General features: G+C 71.2%; 14 protein-coding genes. 7 read left to right on the top strand and 7 right to left on the bottom strand.

Translation table 11 applies throughout. The features are described from left to right. Window positions 1-71 precede the first annotated feature (71 nt). On the top strand, window positions 72-2,123 hold the full coding sequence (locus ACIRST_RS36255) for a serine hydrolase domain-containing protein (RefSeq protein WP_402807921.1): 2,052 nt from the start codon (window positions 72-74) through the stop codon (window positions 2,121-2,123). 103 nt (window positions 2,124-2,226) lie between these two features. Here the strand turns inward: ACIRST_RS36255 and metG are convergent, their stop codons facing one another. The 3 genes from metG to ACIRST_RS36240 form a co-directional block, all read right to left on the bottom strand. Next, window positions 2,227-3,960, bottom strand: coding sequence for a methionine--tRNA ligase (gene metG / locus ACIRST_RS36250; RefSeq protein WP_402807918.1), 1,734 nt, complete (start codon window positions 3,958-3,960; stop codon window positions 2,227-2,229). A gap of 139 nt (window positions 3,961-4,099) precedes the next feature. After that, a complete protein-coding gene (locus ACIRST_RS36245) occupies window positions 4,100-4,300 on the bottom strand; it encodes a DUF397 domain-containing protein (protein WP_350523749.1) in 201 nt (66 codons plus the stop codon). Next, window positions 4,297-5,145 carry a helix-turn-helix transcriptional regulator gene (locus ACIRST_RS36240; RefSeq protein WP_350523750.1) on the bottom strand — a complete coding sequence of 283 codons (849 nt, stop codon included), beginning with the start codon at window positions 5,143-5,145 and terminating at the stop codon, window positions 4,297-4,299. The genes ACIRST_RS36245 and ACIRST_RS36240 overlap by 4 nt, the downstream gene beginning before the upstream one ends. 325 nt (window positions 5,146-5,470) lie before the next feature. Between ACIRST_RS36240 and ACIRST_RS36235 the strand changes: the two genes are divergently transcribed. Next, window positions 5,471-5,626, top strand: coding sequence for a hypothetical protein (locus tag ACIRST_RS36235; RefSeq protein WP_350523751.1), 156 nt, complete (start codon window positions 5,471-5,473; stop codon window positions 5,624-5,626). 107 nt (window positions 5,627-5,733) lie between these two features. On the opposite strand, the gene ACIRST_RS36230 is transcribed toward ACIRST_RS36235, so the two are convergent. Beyond that, window positions 5,734-6,336: a GNAT family protein gene (locus tag ACIRST_RS36230; RefSeq protein ID WP_350523752.1), complete on the bottom strand. Its 603-nt coding sequence runs from the start codon at window positions 6,334-6,336 to the stop codon at window positions 5,734-5,736. A 149-nt stretch (window positions 6,337-6,485) separates the two neighbouring features. Continuing rightward, the gene (locus tag ACIRST_RS36225; protein WP_350523753.1) at window positions 6,486-7,769 is read right to left on the bottom strand and encodes an adenylosuccinate synthase; all 1,284 of its coding nucleotides are present in this window, start codon (window positions 7,767-7,769) and stop codon (window positions 6,486-6,488) included. A gap of 126 nt (window positions 7,770-7,895) precedes the next feature. On the opposite strand from ACIRST_RS36225, the gene ACIRST_RS36220 reads away from it, so the two are divergent. From ACIRST_RS36220 to purM, 3 genes are all read left to right on the top strand, one after another. After that, window positions 7,896-8,741, top strand: a complete 846-nt coding sequence (locus tag ACIRST_RS36220; protein WP_402807914.1) for a diacylglycerol kinase — start codon at window positions 7,896-7,898, stop codon at window positions 8,739-8,741. 242 nt (window positions 8,742-8,983) lie between these two features. Continuing rightward, window positions 8,984-10,567: an amidophosphoribosyltransferase gene (purF, locus tag ACIRST_RS36215; RefSeq protein ID WP_402807911.1), complete on the top strand. Its 1,584-nt coding sequence runs from the start codon at window positions 8,984-8,986 to the stop codon at window positions 10,565-10,567. Window positions 10,568-10,663: 96 nt separating this feature from the next. Next, on the top strand, window positions 10,664-11,752 hold the full coding sequence (purM, locus tag ACIRST_RS36210) for a phosphoribosylformylglycinamidine cyclo-ligase (RefSeq protein ID WP_402807908.1): 1,089 nt from the start codon (window positions 10,664-10,666) through the stop codon (window positions 11,750-11,752). A 158-nt stretch (window positions 11,753-11,910) separates the two neighbouring features. Here purM and ACIRST_RS36205 read toward each other — a convergent pair whose 3' ends face one another. Both ACIRST_RS36205 and ACIRST_RS36200 read right to left on the bottom strand, forming a co-directional pair. Then, complete coding sequence (locus ACIRST_RS36205) at window positions 11,911-12,168, bottom strand: DUF3073 domain-containing protein (RefSeq protein ID WP_350523757.1); 258 nt, start codon at window positions 12,166-12,168, stop codon at window positions 11,911-11,913. A 384-nt stretch (window positions 12,169-12,552) separates the two neighbouring features. Then, window positions 12,553-13,710: a Glu/Leu/Phe/Val dehydrogenase dimerization domain-containing protein gene (locus ACIRST_RS36200; RefSeq protein WP_396551191.1), complete on the bottom strand. Its 1,158-nt coding sequence runs from the start codon at window positions 13,708-13,710 to the stop codon at window positions 12,553-12,555. Between the two features lie 200 nt (window positions 13,711-13,910). On the opposite strand from ACIRST_RS36200, the gene ACIRST_RS36195 reads away from it, so the two are divergent. Both ACIRST_RS36195 and bldC read left to right on the top strand, forming a co-directional pair. Further along, complete coding sequence (locus ACIRST_RS36195) at window positions 13,911-14,855, top strand: hypothetical protein (RefSeq protein ID WP_402807905.1); 945 nt, start codon at window positions 13,911-13,913, stop codon at window positions 14,853-14,855. Window positions 14,856-15,342: 487 nt separating this feature from the next. Further along, complete coding sequence (bldC, locus tag ACIRST_RS36190) at window positions 15,343-15,549, top strand: developmental transcriptional regulator BldC (RefSeq protein WP_014137253.1); 207 nt, start codon at window positions 15,343-15,345, stop codon at window positions 15,547-15,549. Window positions 15,550-15,737: the final 188 nt, after the last annotated feature.

Genomic DNA, 15,737 nt, shown 5'->3' with positions numbered 1-15,737 from the left:
GGCATCGGGAAGCGGCCCGCCACGGGGTCTCCGAGCTTCCACAACCACGCCTTCCGTCCAGGGAGTTCGCCATGCCCAAGCGCCCCGCCGCCCGTCGTCCGCTGATCCGTCTGATCCTGGTCCTGGCCGCCCTCGGCCTCTTCCTCTACGGCCTCACCCCGGCCCACGCGGCCGGCGGGTCCGCCACCGGGCCGGCGGCGGGTGGCTTCGGTTCGGCGGCGGGTGGCTTCGGTTCGGCGCCGGGTGGCTCCGGTGCGCCCGCACCGCCGGACACCGCCGCGGTCAGGGCCCTCTTCGACCGGCTCGTCCCGCAGTTGCTCGCCGACCACCGGATCCCGGGCGCCGCGGTGACCGTGGCGGCCGGCGGTCGCGAGGTCTTCTCCGGCGGGTACGGCGTGGCGGAGGTGCGGACCGGCAAGCCGGTCGACCCGGCCCGGACCGCCTTCTTCATGGGCTCCGACGCCAAGGTCTTCACCGCGATCGCCGTCCTCCAGCAGGTCGGGGCAGGGAAGTTGGACCTGCACGCCGACGTCAACCGCTACCTGACCGGCTTCCGGATCAGGGACGGCTACCCCGGCCGGCCGGTCACCGTGGAGAACCTGCTCACCCACACCGGCGGCTTCGACGACACCTTCATGGGCCTCGCCGAGGCCGGCCCCGAGCACGGCGGGAGCCTCGGCGCCTCGCTCGCCGCCCACCAGCCCGACCGGGTCCGGCCCCCCGGCACCGCCGCGGCGTACGACAACTACGGTGTGGCGCTCGCCGGTTACCTGGTCGAGGTGGTCTCCGGACAGCCCTTCGACGAGTACGTCGCCCAGCACGTCCTGCAGCCCCTCGGCATGGACCGCACCACCTTCACCCAGCCCCACCCGGCCGCCGTCGACGCCGAACTCGCCCACGGCCACCGCCCCGAGGGCGACGGCCAGACCGAGACCAAGGGGCTCTACGGCCCGTGGACCCCGACCGGCGCCGCCGCCGTCACCACCGCCGCCGACATGGCGAAGCTGCTGGTCGCCCTGCTCCCGCAGGGCGGTGCGGACGGCCGGCGGATCCTCGACCCGGCGATGGCCGCGCAGCTGCTCGCCCGCCACTACGGCCCGGACCCGCGGCTGCCCGGCATGGCCTACCTGCTCGAACAGCGCACCCGCAACGGCGAGCAGCTGCTGGTCAAGGACGGTGACGTGCCCGGCTTCCACAGCAACCTGGCGCTGCTGCCGCAGCGCGGCGTCGGCCTCTACGTGACGCTCAACGGCGACGGCACCGACTCGACCGGCGGCTGGGCCACCCAGCAGGTGCTCAACGCCTTCGTCGACCGCTTCTACCCGGCCGCCCCGGCCGCCGCCGCGACCGCGCCCGTCACCGGCGGGCTGGACGCCTACACCGGCGACTACCGCTCCACCCGCACCAGCCACTCCGAACTGACCAGGGCCGCCGCCCTGATGGCCTCCCTGCACGTCACCGCGGAGCACGGCCGGCTCACCGTCACCGGCCCGGTCGGCCGGGACCCGCAGGTGAGCGAGACGCACTGGGAGCAGATCGAGCCCGGCCTGTTCCAGGAGGTCGGCGGCACGGCCCGGATCGCCTTCCGGGCGGGCTCCGACGGCGACATCGTCTCCCTGCTCACCGACTCCGACCCGACCATCGCCTTCGAGCGGCTCTCCTGGTACCAGGCGCCCGGTCTGCACCGGCTGATCGCGGTCGGCAGCCTGACCGTCCTCGTGCTGACCCTGATCGGCTGGCCGGTGGCCGCGGCGGTCCGCCTGGTGCGGCGCAGGGGCCGCGCCGACCGGCCCGCCGTCCGGCTGCTCGGCTGGGCCACCGGGGCGCTGCTGGTCGCCGCCACCGGCTGCTTCGCCCTGCTGACGGCGGACTCCAACGCGCTCAACCAGACGCTGTTCCTGGGCGACTCGCCGCTGCTGACCGTGGTCCCGGTGCTGGTCGTGTCCGCCCTGGTGCTCGCCCTCGGGATGGCGCTCTGCGCGGTGCTGGCCTGGCGCGGGCGCTGGTGGACCCTGTTCGGCCGGCTGCACTACACCGGGCTGACGCTGGCGGCACTGCTCTTCCTGCTCCTCGCCGGGGCGTACGACCTCACCGGGACCGGCGCGCTGGACCTGATCGGCTGACCGGCCGGGCGCGCACCGGAGGAGACCGCACCCGGGTGGAGGCCGTACCGGCCGCGGCAGGGCCCGGAGGTGATCCTCCGGGCCCTGCCGCGTCGTGCCGTCCTCAGCTCTCCGAGCCGCCGAAGCGCGCCGTCCAGGCCGCCAGGTCCTCGTCCGTGATCTTGGCGAACAGCACCGGCGGCACGGTGAACGCCGTCCCGGCCGGCACCAGGTCCAGTGCCCGCGCCTCCTCGCGGCCCACCCAGCTGCGGGTGGCCGCCGGGGAGTCCGCGGGCAGTGCGAACGCCCCGCGCATGGCCGCCGCCGCGGCCGGGATGAACGGCTCCGACACCACCGCGTACAGGTGGATCAGGTTCATCGCCGTGCGCAGGGTGAGCGCCGCCGCCTCCGGGTCGGTCTTCACCTGCAGCCAGGGCGCCTTCTCGTCCAGGTAGGCGTTGCCGGCGCTCCACAGCGCGCGCAGCGCCTGCGCCGCCTTGCGGAAGTTGAGGGCGTCCAGCTGCGTCTCGTACTCGGCGAGCAGCCCGGCGACCTGCTCACCGAGGCGCTGCTCGGCCTCGCCGGCCGGGTGGCCGCCGGGGACGTCGTCGCCGAAGCGCTTGCGGCTGAAGGTGAGCACCCGGTTGACGAAGTTGCCGAGGGTGTCGGCGAGGTCCTTGTTGACCACCGAGGCGAAGAGGTCCCAGGTGAAGCTGGAGTCGTCCGACTCGGGCGCGTGCGCCATCATGAAGTAGCGCCAGTAGTCGGCGGGCAGCAGTTCCAGCGCGACGTCGCTGAAGATGCCGCGCTTCTGGCTGGTGGAGAACTTCCCGCCGTAGTACGTCAGCCAGTTGAAGGCCTTGACGTAGTCGACCGTCTTCCACGGGCGGCGCGAGCCGAGGATCGTCGCCGGGAACATCACCGTGTGGAACGGGACGTTGTCCTTGCCCATGAACTCGGTGTAGCGGACGGTCTCGTCGGCCTCGTACCACCAGGACTTCCAGTCCCGCAGCTGCCCGGCCGGGGCGGCGTCCGCCCACTCCTTGGTGGCGCCGATGTACTCGATCGGGGCGTCGAACCAGACGTAGAACACCTTGCCCTCGGCGGCCAGTTCGGGCCACACGTCGGCGGGCACCGGGACGCCCCACTCCAGGTCGCGCGTGATCGCGCGGTCCTGCAGGCCCTCGGTCAGCCACTTGCGGGCGATCGAGGAGGCCAGCACCGGCCACTCGTCGCCGTGCGCGGCGACCCAGGCCTCGACCTCCTCGGTCAGCTTCGACTGGAGCAGGAACAGGTGCCTGGTCTCCCGGACCTCCAGGTCGGAGCTGCCGCTGATCGCCGAGCGCGGCTCCAGCAGGTCGGTCGGGTCGAGCACCCGGGTGCAGTTCTCGCACTGGTCGCCGCGCGCCTTGTCGTAGCCGCAGTGCGGGCAGGTGCCGACGATGTAGCGGTCCGGCAGGAAGCGTCCGTCGGCGTTGGAGTACACCTGGCGGATCGCGCGCTCCTCGATGAAGCCGTTGCGCTGCAGCTCGCGGGCGATCTCCTGGGTGATCTCCCGGTTCTGCGGCGAGGAGCTGCGGCCGAAGTGGTCGAAGGAGAGCTCGAAGCCGTCGTACACCGCCTTCTGCGCGTCGTGCGCCCGGGCGCAGAACTCGGCGACCGGCAGCCCGGCGTCCTTGGCGGCCAGCTCGGCGGGGGTGCCGTGCTCGTCGGTGGCGCAGATGAACAGCACGTCGTGGCCGCGCCGGCGCAGGTAGCGGGAGTAGACGTCCGCCGGGAGCATGGACCCGACCATGTTGCCCAGGTGCTTGATCCCGTTGATGTAGGGAAGGGCGCTGGTGATCAGGTGCCGAGCCATCCTCGGATGCTCCGATTTCTCCCGCACGCGCACCCCACCCGGGGTGCTGTGCCAGGCGCAGGGGTCCACTGTGGGCTGCCAAGCCTACCGCCGCCGCGGGTCCGGACGGCCGCCGTCACGTCCGGGTCGACGGCCGGTGTCACGGCCGGGGGAGGTCGCCGTACCGGTCGAACTCCCCGGCCTTCACCCCGCGCACGAAGGCGGCCCACTTGCGCGGCGTGGTGCGCACGACCACCTCGGGCCGGTCCGACTCGCGGATCTCCACCAGCCCGCCCGCCGCCCTGACCTCGACGCAGTCGGTACTCTCTCCGCTGGCCGACGCCTTGCGCCACATGCTCATGAGAAGTCTTTCCGTAAGGTCCGGATGAAGTCCCGGGACTCGTCCGGCCCGAGCGCGATCGCCGCGGTCTTCTCCTTGATCCGGCGGTAGGAGTCCAATTCCGCTTCGGAGTGCACGAACTTCGGACCGTGGGAGAGGTCGATCTGGACGGTGTCGAGCTCCGGGACCGGCCCACGGGCGAGGTAGAGGCTCTCCCCGGACCCCGTGTAGGTGGGGACGCTGAACGGGATCACCCGGATCTCCACCCCGGGCCGCTCGGAATTCTCCGACAGGCTGCGCAACTGCTCGCGCAGCACTTCCGGACCGCCGAACTGCATGCGCAGGGCGGACTCGTGCAGGAATGCGCTGTACGGCTTCGGGTGGTCGACGAAGATCTGCTGGCGCCGAATCCGGAATGCCTTCCGGACGTCCGCCTCCTGCCGGTACTGCGGGGGGAGGCGCTCGAACACCGCGGCGGCGTACGCCGGGGTCTGCAACAGGCCGGGGATGAAGGTGCTGTTCAGGATGGACAGGGAGGCCGCGTGGTGCTCCATCTCCGCGATGTCGATGATCGCGCCGGGCAGCCGGCCGCGGTAGCCGTCCCACCAGTACTTGCGCCGGTCCTGCGTCATCGCGAGCAGCGCGTCGAGGTACGGGCCCTCCTCGCAGCCGCAGGTGTGGGCCCAGATCCGCAGGCGCTCGGCGCTGATGCCCGACTTCCCGTTCTCCATCTGGGAGATCTTGGGCAGGTCGGTGCCGATGGTGGCGGCCAGGGTCTTGGGCGTCACGCCCACGTGTTCGCGCATCTTGCGCAACTCGATCCCGAGGCGCTGCTGGCGCACGGTCGGCGACAAGCGGGGTGGCATGACTCTCTTCTCCGGATCGCGGCTGCGGTCGATGCTTCCGGTGAAGTGTGCCGCGCATACCGGGGCCTAGCTACCGAAATGGGGGATACCCCACGATGGAGTGAACGTTCTCCCGCTCGGTAGCAACTCTGGCACCCTGACCCTATGGTCGTCCGTGTCACTCACTGACTTGTTGCCGTCTAAACAAGTGCCAATCAGCCGTAATGACACACCAGATGCATGGTCACGGCACCCGACATCACCGACCGGAGACAGCCATGCCGCTTCCCTCGCCTCTCCGTCTTCCCCGACGTCCCCACCCTTCCCGCCGCATTTCCGTATCCCCGTGAATGCGCTCCTGGTCGCCGCATTGTCCGTACTCCTCCTCGCGGTCCTTTTCGTCGGCTGGCTGGTCTGGCTGGTCACCCTCCAGCCCCGCGAACCCCGCCCGGCGAAGCGCGGGATCGCGGCCGGCCATTCCGTCGGCGGCGAGCGGAAATAGCGGCCGGTCCGCCGCCCTGTTCCCCGCCGACGACGGCACCTCGACCGGCCTGCCGGCGGCCTGAGCCGCCGTCGGCCCTGCCGTCGGTCCCGTCGTCGGCCCAGCGGTCAGCCCCGCGAAAGCCGGTCCTCCAGGCGGGACTTGGCGGGCGGCCACTCGTCGGCGAGCATCGAGAAGTAGGCGCTGTCCCGCCAGGTGCCGGTGGGGCGCAGGCGGTGGCGGCGGAGGACGCCCTCGAACTGTGCGCCGAGGCGCAGGATCGCCGTGCGGGAGCGCTCGTTGAGGGCGTCGGTCTTCCAGAAGACGCGCCCCATGCCCAGGTCCTCGAAGGCGTGGGTGAGCAGCAGCAGCTTGGCCTCGGTGTTGACCGCGGTGCGCCACACCGAGCGGGCGTAGAGGGTGCCGCCGATCTCGACGGACTCGTCCGCGGCGCTGAAGTCGTGGTAGCCGGTGATGCCGACGGCGGTGCCGCTCGCGAGGTCGACGGCGGTGAAGTGCACCGACGTGCCGGCGGCGGCTTCCGCGATGCGGGCGTCGAGGATCCTGCCGAGCTCCTCCTCGGAGGCGGGCGGGAGGGTCATGGTCCAGCGCCAGACCTCGGGGTCGGAGCCGACGGTGGCCCAGAGGTCGGCGAGGTGGCGGCGCTCCAGCGGCTCCAGGCGGATGTGGCGGCCGGTGAGGGTGACGGGCGTGGGCAGCTTCGCGGTCATGATCCGAACGTAGCGCCGCTCTGCACTAGATGCAATAGGTTTCTGCACTAGTGCAAATGCCCGCGCGTGGGCGAAACAGAGGGCCCCGCGGGACGAATCCCGCGGGGCCCTCCGGTGGTCGAGCGGCGATCAGGCTCGGGCGATCAGGCTCAGATGAACGAGTTGATCTGGATCGTCTCGTCCCGGCCCGGGCCGACGCCGATGGCGGAGATCGGCGCGCCCGACATCTCCTCCAGCGCCTTCACGTACGCCTGGGCGTTCTTCGGCAGCTCGGCGAAGGACTTGGCCTTGCTGATGTCCTCGCTCCAGCCCGGCAGCGTCTCGTAGATCGGCTTGGCGTGGTGGAAGTCCGACTGGTTGTAGGGGAGCTCCTCGACCCGCTTGCCGTCGATCTCGTACGCGACGCAGACCGGGATCTGCTCCCAGCCGGTCAGCACGTCGAGCTTGGTGAGGAAGAAGTCGGTGAGGCCGTTGACCCGGGTCGCGTAGCGCGCGATGACGGCGTCGAACCAGCCGCAGCGGCGGTCGCGGCCGGTGGTGACACCGCGCTCGCCGCCGATCCGGCGCAGCGCCTCGCCGTCCGCGTCGAACAGCTCGGTCGGGAACGGGCCGGAGCCGACGCGGGTGGTGTAGGCCTTCAGGATGCCGATGACCCGGTCGATCTTGGTGGGGCCGATGCCGGCGCCGGTGCAGGCGCCGCCCGCGGTCGGGTTCGACGAGGTCACGAAGGGGTACGTGCCGTGGTCGACGTCGAGCAGGGTGCCCTGGCCGCCCTCCAGCAGGACGACCTTGTTCGCCTTCAGCGCCTCGTCCAGGACGAGGGTGGTGTCGGCGAGGAACGGCTTGATCTTCTCCGCGTAGCCCAGGTACTCCTCGACCACCAGGTCGGCCGGGATGGTGCGGCGGTTGTACAGCTTGACCAGGATCTGGTTCTTGTCGTGCAGCGCCGCCTCGATCTTCTGGCGCAGGATCGACTCGTCGAACAGGTCCTGGACCCGGATGCCGACGCGGTTGATCTTGTCCGCGTAGGTCGGGCCGATGCCGCGGCCGGTGGTGCCGATCCGGCGCTTGCCGAGGAAGCGCTCGGTGACCTTGTCCAGGGTCCGGTGGTACGGCGTGATCAGGTGGGCGTTGCCCGAGACCAGCAGCTTGGAGGTGTCGATGCCGCGCTCGTTGAGGCCGGCCAGCTCGGAGAGCAGCACGGCCGGGTCGATCACGACGCCGTTGCCGATCACCGGCGTGACGTTCGGGCTGAGGATTCCGGAGGGGAGCAGGTGCAGGGCGTACTTCTGGTCGCCGATGACCACCGTGTGTCCGGCGTTGTTGCCGCCCTGGTAGCGGACGACGTAGTCGACGGAGCCGCCGAGGAGGTCGGTGGCCTTCCCCTTGCCCTCGTCCCCCCACTGAGCGCCAACGAGCACGAGTGCCGGCACAGGCGTACACCCCTTCCGGTTGGGGCATCCTGCGTAGGCCGCAGTCTGCCCCGAGATAGACGAAGCCCCTGGCGCAATGGCGCAAGGGGCTCTTGCACCGAGAGATTACCTGAGGAAGGACCGGTCGTGTCGTCCCTGTCCACGCCTGCTACCGGCGGCTCCGAGCCGCTCCTGCTGCTCCTCGACCCGGTGGCCCGGCAGACCGACGGCGAGTCGGTGCGGATCGCGAGGGACGTGCTCTGCGGGGGCGCGGACGTCAAGGTGGTCTACCCGGAGAACCCTTCCGAACTCGACCGGGTGCTTTCGCACCGGGGTCGGCGGCGACCGGTGGTGATCGGTTCCGACCTCGCCTTGCAGCGGGTGCTGCAGGCGCTGCATCGGCAGCGTGAGCTGGGCGCGGAACCGGTGGGGATGGTTCCGGTCGGTCGCACGGAGGAGCTGGCGGCGGCCCGCGCGCTCGGCGTGCCGGGGGAGCCGGTGCGGGCCGCGCGGGCGGTGCTGTCGGGTGCGCCGCGTCGGCTGGACCTGCTGGTGGACGACGGCGGCGGGGTGGCGCTGGGCGGGGTGCGGATCACCGGCGGCGGCGCGCGCCGGCTGGTGAGCCGTACGGGTGGCTGGCGTTCGCTATGGGCGAAACTGGCTGCGGCCGAGCAGGCGAACGCACTCACTCCGGAGAGCGCCGACCGCAGCCCGCGGGTCCGGGTCGAGGCCGACGGCCGGCTGCTCGCCGACGTCCACCGCCCGGTCCGACTGGTCCAGGTCACCCTGCCGTCCGGCGCCTCGGACGGCACGGGCGAGATGGAGGTCGTGGTCCGGGTCTCCGGTGCCCTGGTGCGCGCCCGGGCGGCGAGCGTCTCGGTGGCCGGCCGCGGATTCGGCTACGAGGCGGACGGCCACCCGGTCGGCCCGGTCCGCGCCCGGACCTGGACGGTGCACCCGGGCGCCTGGGGACTGCTGCTCCCGGCCGCGTGAAGCTGCGGTGAACGCCGGGTGAGCAGGCTCACGTTCGGCTGCACCCCGATACCCGCCGCTCCGCACACGGAACTCCCCAACAGGCGCGAACCACAAGGCCAACCGCCACCCGCGGGAATTCCACCGGGCCGAAATCCCCACCCCGTAAGGGGTTTTGTCTACGCGCGTTACTCGTCGACCGCCCGACAATCCCGGCATCCCGGGTTCCGGAAGCCCGTGCCGACTGCCCTAGACTCGAAGACGTGCCACGTGGTGACGGAAGACTCAACCACGATCTTCTTCCCGGCGAGAAAGGCCCCCAGGACGCTTGCGGCGTCTTCGGTGTCTGGGCTCCCGGCGAGGAGGTCGCCAAGCTCACGTTCTTCGGCCTTTACGCCCTGCAGCACCGCGGTCAGGAATCCGCGGGCATCGCAGTGAGCAACGGCTCCCAGATTCTCGTCTTCAAGGACATGGGACTCGTCTCCCAGGTCTTCGACGAGGCCTCACTGGGGTCGTTGCACGGGCATATCGCCGTCGGACACGCCCGCTACTCGACCACCGGTTCCTCGGTCTGGGAGAACGCCCAGCCGACTTTCCGGGCGACCGTGCACGGTTCGCTGGCCCTCGGGCACAACGGAAACCTGGTGAACACCGCCGAACTGGCGGCCATGGTCGCCGACCTGCCCGGCGAGGAGCACGTCTCGCGCTCCGGCCGGACCGCGGCGACCAACGACACCGACCTGGTGACGGCGCTGCTCGCCGGCCACCCGGACCTCTCCATCGAGGAGACGGCCAAGGTCGTGCTGCCCAAGGTCAAGGGCGCGTTCTCGCTCGTCTTCATGGACGAGCACACCCTCTACGCCGCCCGCGACCCGCAGGGCATCCGCCCGCTGGTGCTCGGCCGGCTGGAGCGCGGCTGGGTGGTCGCCTCCGAGACGGCGGCGCTCGACATCTGCGGCGCCTCCTTCATCCGCGAGGTCGAGCCCGGCGAGCTCATCGCCATCGACGAGAACGGCATGCGCACCTCCCGCTTCGCGGAGGCCAAGCCCAAGGGCTGCGTGTTCGAGTACGTCTACCTGGCCCGCCCCGACACCTCCATCGCCGGCCGCAACGTGCACCTCTCCCGCGTGGAGATGGGCCGCCGCCTGGCGAAGGAGGCCCCGGTCGAGGCCGACCTGGTGATAGCGACGCCCGAGTCCGGCACCCCCGCCGCGATCGGCTACGCCGAGGCCAGCGGCATCCCGTACGGCTCCGGCCTGGTGAAGAACGCCTACGTGGGCCGCACCTTCATCCAGCCCAGCCAGACCATCCGTCAGCTCGGCATCCGCCTCAAGCTCAACCCGCTGCGCGAGGTCATCCAGGGCAAGCGCCTGGTGGTCGTGGACGACTCGATCGTCCGCGGCAACACCCAGCGCGCGCTGGTGAAGATGCTGCGCGAGGCCGGCGCCGCCGAGGTGCACATCCGGATCTCCTCGCCGCCGGTGAAGTGGCCCTGCTTCTTCGGCATCGACTTCGCCACCCGCGCGGAGCTGATCGCCAACGGCATGACCATCGAGGAGATCGGTCGCACCCTCGGTGCCGACTCGCTCTCCTACATCTCGATCGACGGCATGATCGAGGCCACCAAGCAGCCCAAGGACAGGCTCTGCCGGGCCTGCTTCGACGGCGAGTACCCGATGGAGCTGCCGGACCCGGCGCTGCTCGGCAAGCTCCTGCTGGAGGCCGAGATCAAGGGCGGCCAGCAGCAGCCGGCCGTCCGCGGCAAGCCGACCAGCGGCAGCGACCTGGACGGCGTCCAGTCGCTGCTCGGCGGGGCGGGCGCGGCCGACGCGCTGCGCCGCCCGTAGTGCCTCAGGTGGGGTCCCGGAACCCGGGGCCCCACCGTCGTTCCAGCCCCCGCTGATCCGAACCACCCCCACCTGACCCGGAAGGGCCGCACCGCAGTGACCAGCTCCAACCAGAACGGCGCCACCTACGCCGCCGCCGGTGTCGACATCGAGGCGGGCGACCGCGCCGTCGAGCTCATGAAGCAGTGGGTGAAGAAGGCCAACCGCCCCGAGGTGGTCGGCGGTCTCGGCGGCTTCGCCGGCCTGTTCGACGTCTCCGCCTTCAAGAACTACGAGCGCCCGCTGCTGGCCTCGGCCACCGACGGCGTGGGGACCAAGGTGGCCATCGCGGCCGCCATGGACAAGCACGACACCATCGGCCACGACCTGGTCGGCATGGTCGTCGACGACCTGGTGGTGTGCGGCGCCGAGCCGCTGTTCATGACCGACTACATCTGCGTCGGCAAGGTCGTCCCGGAGCGGGTCGCCTCGATCGTCAAGGGCATCGCCGAGGGCTGCGCGCTGGCCGGCTGCGCCCTGGTCGGCGGCGAGACCGCCGAGCACCCCGGCCTGCTGGGCCCGGACGAGTACGACGTGGCGGGCGCCGGCACCGGTGTCGTCGAGGCCGACGCGCTGCTCGGTGCGGACCGGGTCCGGGCCGGCGACGTGGTCATCGCGATGGCGGCCTCCGGCCTGCACTCCAACGGCTACTCGCTGGTGCGCCACGTGCTGCTGAACGAGGCCGGCTGGAAGCTGGACCGCAAGGTCGAGGAGTTCGGCCGCACCCTCGGCGAGGAGCTGCTGGAGCCGACCCGGATCTACTCGCTGGACTGCCTGGCGCTCACCCGCGCCACCGAGGTCCACGCGTTCTCGCACGTCACCGGCGGCGGCCTGGCGGCCAACCTGGCCCGGGTCGTCCCCGACGGCCTGCACGCCCGCCTGGACCGCGGCACCTGGACCCCGCTGCCGGTCTTCCGGACCGTCGCCGAGGTCGGCAACGTGGCCACCCTGGAGATCGAGAAGACGCTCAACATGGGCGTCGGCATGGTCGCGGTCGTCCCGCCGCACTCGGTGGACGCCGTGCTGTCGATCCTGGAGGACCGCGGCGTCGAGGCCTGGCTGCTCGGCGACATCGTCGAGCGCACCGACGGGCACGAGGGCGGCGCGGCCCTCTACAACGCCTACGAGGGCTTCCGGACGGTCTGATCCGGACCGGACGACGAGAGGGCCCCTCCGGTCGCCGGAGGGGCCCTCTCGCATCCCGTGGAGGTCGTCCGACGGCCGGCGCGAGCCCCTCCCGTCAGCGGGAACGCCGAAGACCGGCCCGGCGCCCAGGCGCCCGGACCGGTCCGGCGAAGCTGTTGTTACGAGCGGCGGGAGGCCTGCGAGGCCCCGGTGCCCGGCTCGTTGTCGTCCTCGTCGTCGAGGTCGGCGTAGCGGGCGGCGTACTCCGCGTACGGGTCGTCGTCCTCCTCCTCCTCGATCGGCTCAGGGTCGATCGAAGCGGTGGACGGCGATACGCCCAGCTCGTTGGACAGACGGTTAGCGTCGAACCCGCCGCTGTTGTACTTCAGCTCGCGGGCGACCTTCGTCTGCTTGGCCTTGGCCCGGCCGCGCCCCATGGGTCGACCCCCTCAACGATGGGGCTCACGGCCCCGAGTCTGACACGTGTTCATGATCAGGACCGGCCTGCCCGAATGGGAGGACCGTCCCTTGGAGCATTAACGGTACCTGTTTCCGCCGCTGGACGGTACGTCGTCGGTGTGACGTGGCGCGCACCGACCGCACCCGAGACCAGGTCTTCCCAGGTCAGGGGAGGTTTTGCGGCGATTTGCGCGCTGTCCAGAGGTGTCTTGGGTCCGTCGTTCCAGGACCGATTATCCCCCCTTAGGGGGCGTCGGATCACCCGATCGGGCGCAGAAGTGAGAATCCGGTTCCACATCGTGATGCGCGGGGGGCCGCGGTGGCAGCCCCCCGCGCATCCGGGGTCGGTCGCGGCGGCGGGATCAGCCGCGGCGGGCACCCGGGAGCAGGACGGTGCGCAGCGCGCTGATCTCGCGCATCCGCTTCTCGGCCAGGCGGTCGGCGGCGACCGCCGGCGGGATGCCGTCGGTGGCGGCCCGGGTGAAGATCTCCAGGGTGGTGTCGAAGATCTTGGTGGCCTTGTTCTTGGCGCGCTCGAAGTTGAAGCCGTCGATCTCGTCGGCGACCTGGATGACGCCGCCCGAGTTCACCAGGTAGTCGGGGGCGTAGAGGATGCCGCGGTCGGCGAGGTCCTTCTCGACGCCGGGGTGGGCCAGCTGGTTGTTGGCCGCGCCGCAGACGATCGAGGTGCCGAACTCGCCCAGCGCGGCGACGACGGAGTCGGTCAGCGCACCGCCGAGGGCGCAGGGGGCGTAGACGTCCAGCTTGGCCTGGAGCAGGGCGTCGGTGTCGGCGACGACCTCCACGTCCGGGTGGGCCGCGCGCACGCGGTTGACGGCGGCCTCGAAGGGGTCGGTGACGACGACGGTGGCGCCGTCCGCGACCAGGTGGCCGACCAGGTAGTGGCCGACCTTGCCGACGCCCGCGACGCCGACCCGCTTGCCGCGCAGCGTCGGCTGGCCCCAGCGCGCCTGGGCGGTGGCGCGCATGCCCTGGAAGACGCCGAAGGCGGTCAGGATGGACGAGTCGCCGGCGCCGCCGTGCTCGGGCGAGCGGCCGGTCACGAACTCGGTCTCGCGCGCGATGACGTCCATGTCCTGGACGTAGGTGCCCACGTCGCAGGCGGTGATGTAGCGGCCGCGCAGGGACTCGACGAAGCGGCCGTAGGCCCGGAGCATCGCCTCGTTCTTGTCCTTGTTCGGGTCGCCGATGATGACGGCCTTGCCGCCGCCGAGGTCCAGCCCGGCCAGCGCGTTCTTGTAGGACATGCCGCGGGAGAGGTTCAGCGCGTCCTCCAGCGCCGCCTCCTCGGAGGCGTACGGGAAGAAGCGGGTGCCGCCGAGGGCCGGGCCCAGGGCGGTGGAGTGGATGGCGATGATGGCCTTCAGGCCCGAGCTGCGGTCGTGGCACAGGACGACCTGCTCGTGGCCGTCGCCGGGGGCGCCGTCCTGTTCGGTACGGAAGATCCTGCTGAGCACGCCGGGTGCGGGGTGCGAGGCGGGGGTCTGTACGTCGGTCACTGTGGTGACTCCAGTATCGAAGGCCCGCTGCTGTGGTGCGGGCGCCTAAGGCGAAGCGTAGTCGGGTGGGCGTCTCGGATCCGCCCTCTTGTCCGAGCTTGTGCCGGTTGTCCGAGGGGTGAGACGAAAGGGGGGGTGCACGGTCGGGGTGCGAACGGTTCGGGGTCGCGCCCTCCCGGGCCCGCGCGGCCCGTGCGACCATGCAGGACGTGACCGTCGTGCGTACTGCCGTACAGCCGCCCTACGCCGCCCACCTGCGGGTCTACGAGCCGCTGGCCGCCTACCCGGAGCCCGAGCGGGCGCGCTGGCAGGCCTACGCGGCGGAGCGCGGGCCGGACGCCGGGGAGGCGGCGCAGCCGGTCGCGGCGGCGGTGCTGGAGGAGCAGCGGGAGGCGCTCGCGGAGCTGGTCGCGCGGACGCCCCGGGCGCTGCCGGAGCGGGAGAGCGGGCGGGCGTACCTGCGGGTGGTGGACGGCGTGCTGTACGTCTGCCCGTGGGCGACCAGGCTGCGCAGCTGGCAGGCGCTGGAGGAGCTGCGGGCCGGGGCGCCGGTGGCGCTGCTGGACACCGCGCTGCCGCCCGCGACCCGGGCGGCCGCGGAGGCGGACCGGGAGCGCTGGCGGGCGGAGCACCCGGACGCCCGGCCGTGGATCCTCACCAGCCGCTGGGAGGTGCCGGTGCGCTGGTTCCTGCCGTTCGGGGACGAGGACCGCTGCTTCGTTCCCGGCGGCGCGGCGGCGCCGGGCGGTGGGGTGCCGGGTGGTGAGGTGCCGGGAGGGGAGGGGGAGCGGGGCGGCCGGCCGGCCGCACTGTTCTACTTGGTGCCGATGGCCCAGGCGCGCCGACGGGTGGCGCGGGCCTACCGGGCGCTGCGCGAGGCGGTGCCGGAGGGGGAGCTGGCACGGGGGGCGGAGCGGGTCGGGCGGTGGCTGGAGGAGTTCCATCCGCGCTCGCTGGTGGAACTGGACTACGGGGGGCTGGTGCATCTGCTGGGGCCGGAGCGGTTGTTGGCGGACCGTTCGGCGGGGGAGCTGGAGGAGGGGCTGCGCGCACTGCGGGCGGGGGACACCGCGGAGGCGCTGCGGGTCCACGAGGAACTGACGGTGCGGTGGCGGCGGGTGCTGGCGTTGCGGTACGCGAACTGACGTCCGACCGCCCGTGTATGACTGTAAGAGTCCTAGGGACCGCAGCGCCGATGACCAAGGTCCCGGTTCGGGTCAATAGCTGCCGAACGTGACACTACTCACCGTTGACGCGAACTTACCCCTATGTGCAAAAATGGGACAACCAGCCCAACTTCACGTGAGCGTGCCCACTTTTGGGTGGTTCTGGAGTCGATGCGTGCTTTGCGGGGAAACGGAGGGTCTGGTCCCTTCGTAACCTGACGTCATCGTCGCGTGACTGTCCGTTATGGGGTGGTCCATCGCCATCCGTCGGCCTTGAACCCGTGAGGGGTCAATTTTGGCGGTTTGGTCGATAGGGCTGGACGGATGGTGTAGTTGTAGACACCAGGACAAGCCGTTCGTCCTATAACCGACTCGGCCCGTCTATGCCATTTCGGGCATCGCGGGCCAAGGTGCAGAATTTGAAGGATAGAACCGCCCTGGTTCGGTTCTCCCGAGGAGGCCGCTCATGACCGCTCGTACCCCTGATGCTGAGCCGCTGCTGACGCCGGCAGAGGTTGCCACCATGTTCCGCGTGGACCCGAAGACGGTCACCCGCTGGGCCAAGGCCGGCAAGCTGACGTCGATTCGCACGCTCGGCGGTCACCGCCGTTACCGTGAGGCGGAGGTGCGCGCTCTGCTGGCCGGGATTCCGGCTCAGCGCACTGAGGCCTGATAGGCCAAAGGCTCTTTAAAGGGGCCGCTTACCGGACTCCGCCGGGTCCGGTAAGCGGCCCCTTTTGTCGTACCCACGCGTGCCCGCCGGTCTGTCGGAATGCTGAACTCCGGATAACGATTTGATGCATGAGGGGCGGGGGGGATTTACAGTGAATAGAAGTGCAATTTTACATATTAAATTAAGGG

The organism is Kitasatospora sp. NPDC101447 (assembly GCF_044767225.1).
Classification (GTDB): Bacteria; Actinomycetota; Actinomycetes; order Streptomycetales; family Streptomycetaceae; genus Kitasatospora.
Note: the sequence above shows the minus strand (reverse complement) of the source record. Positions and strands in the feature narration are given on the sequence as shown.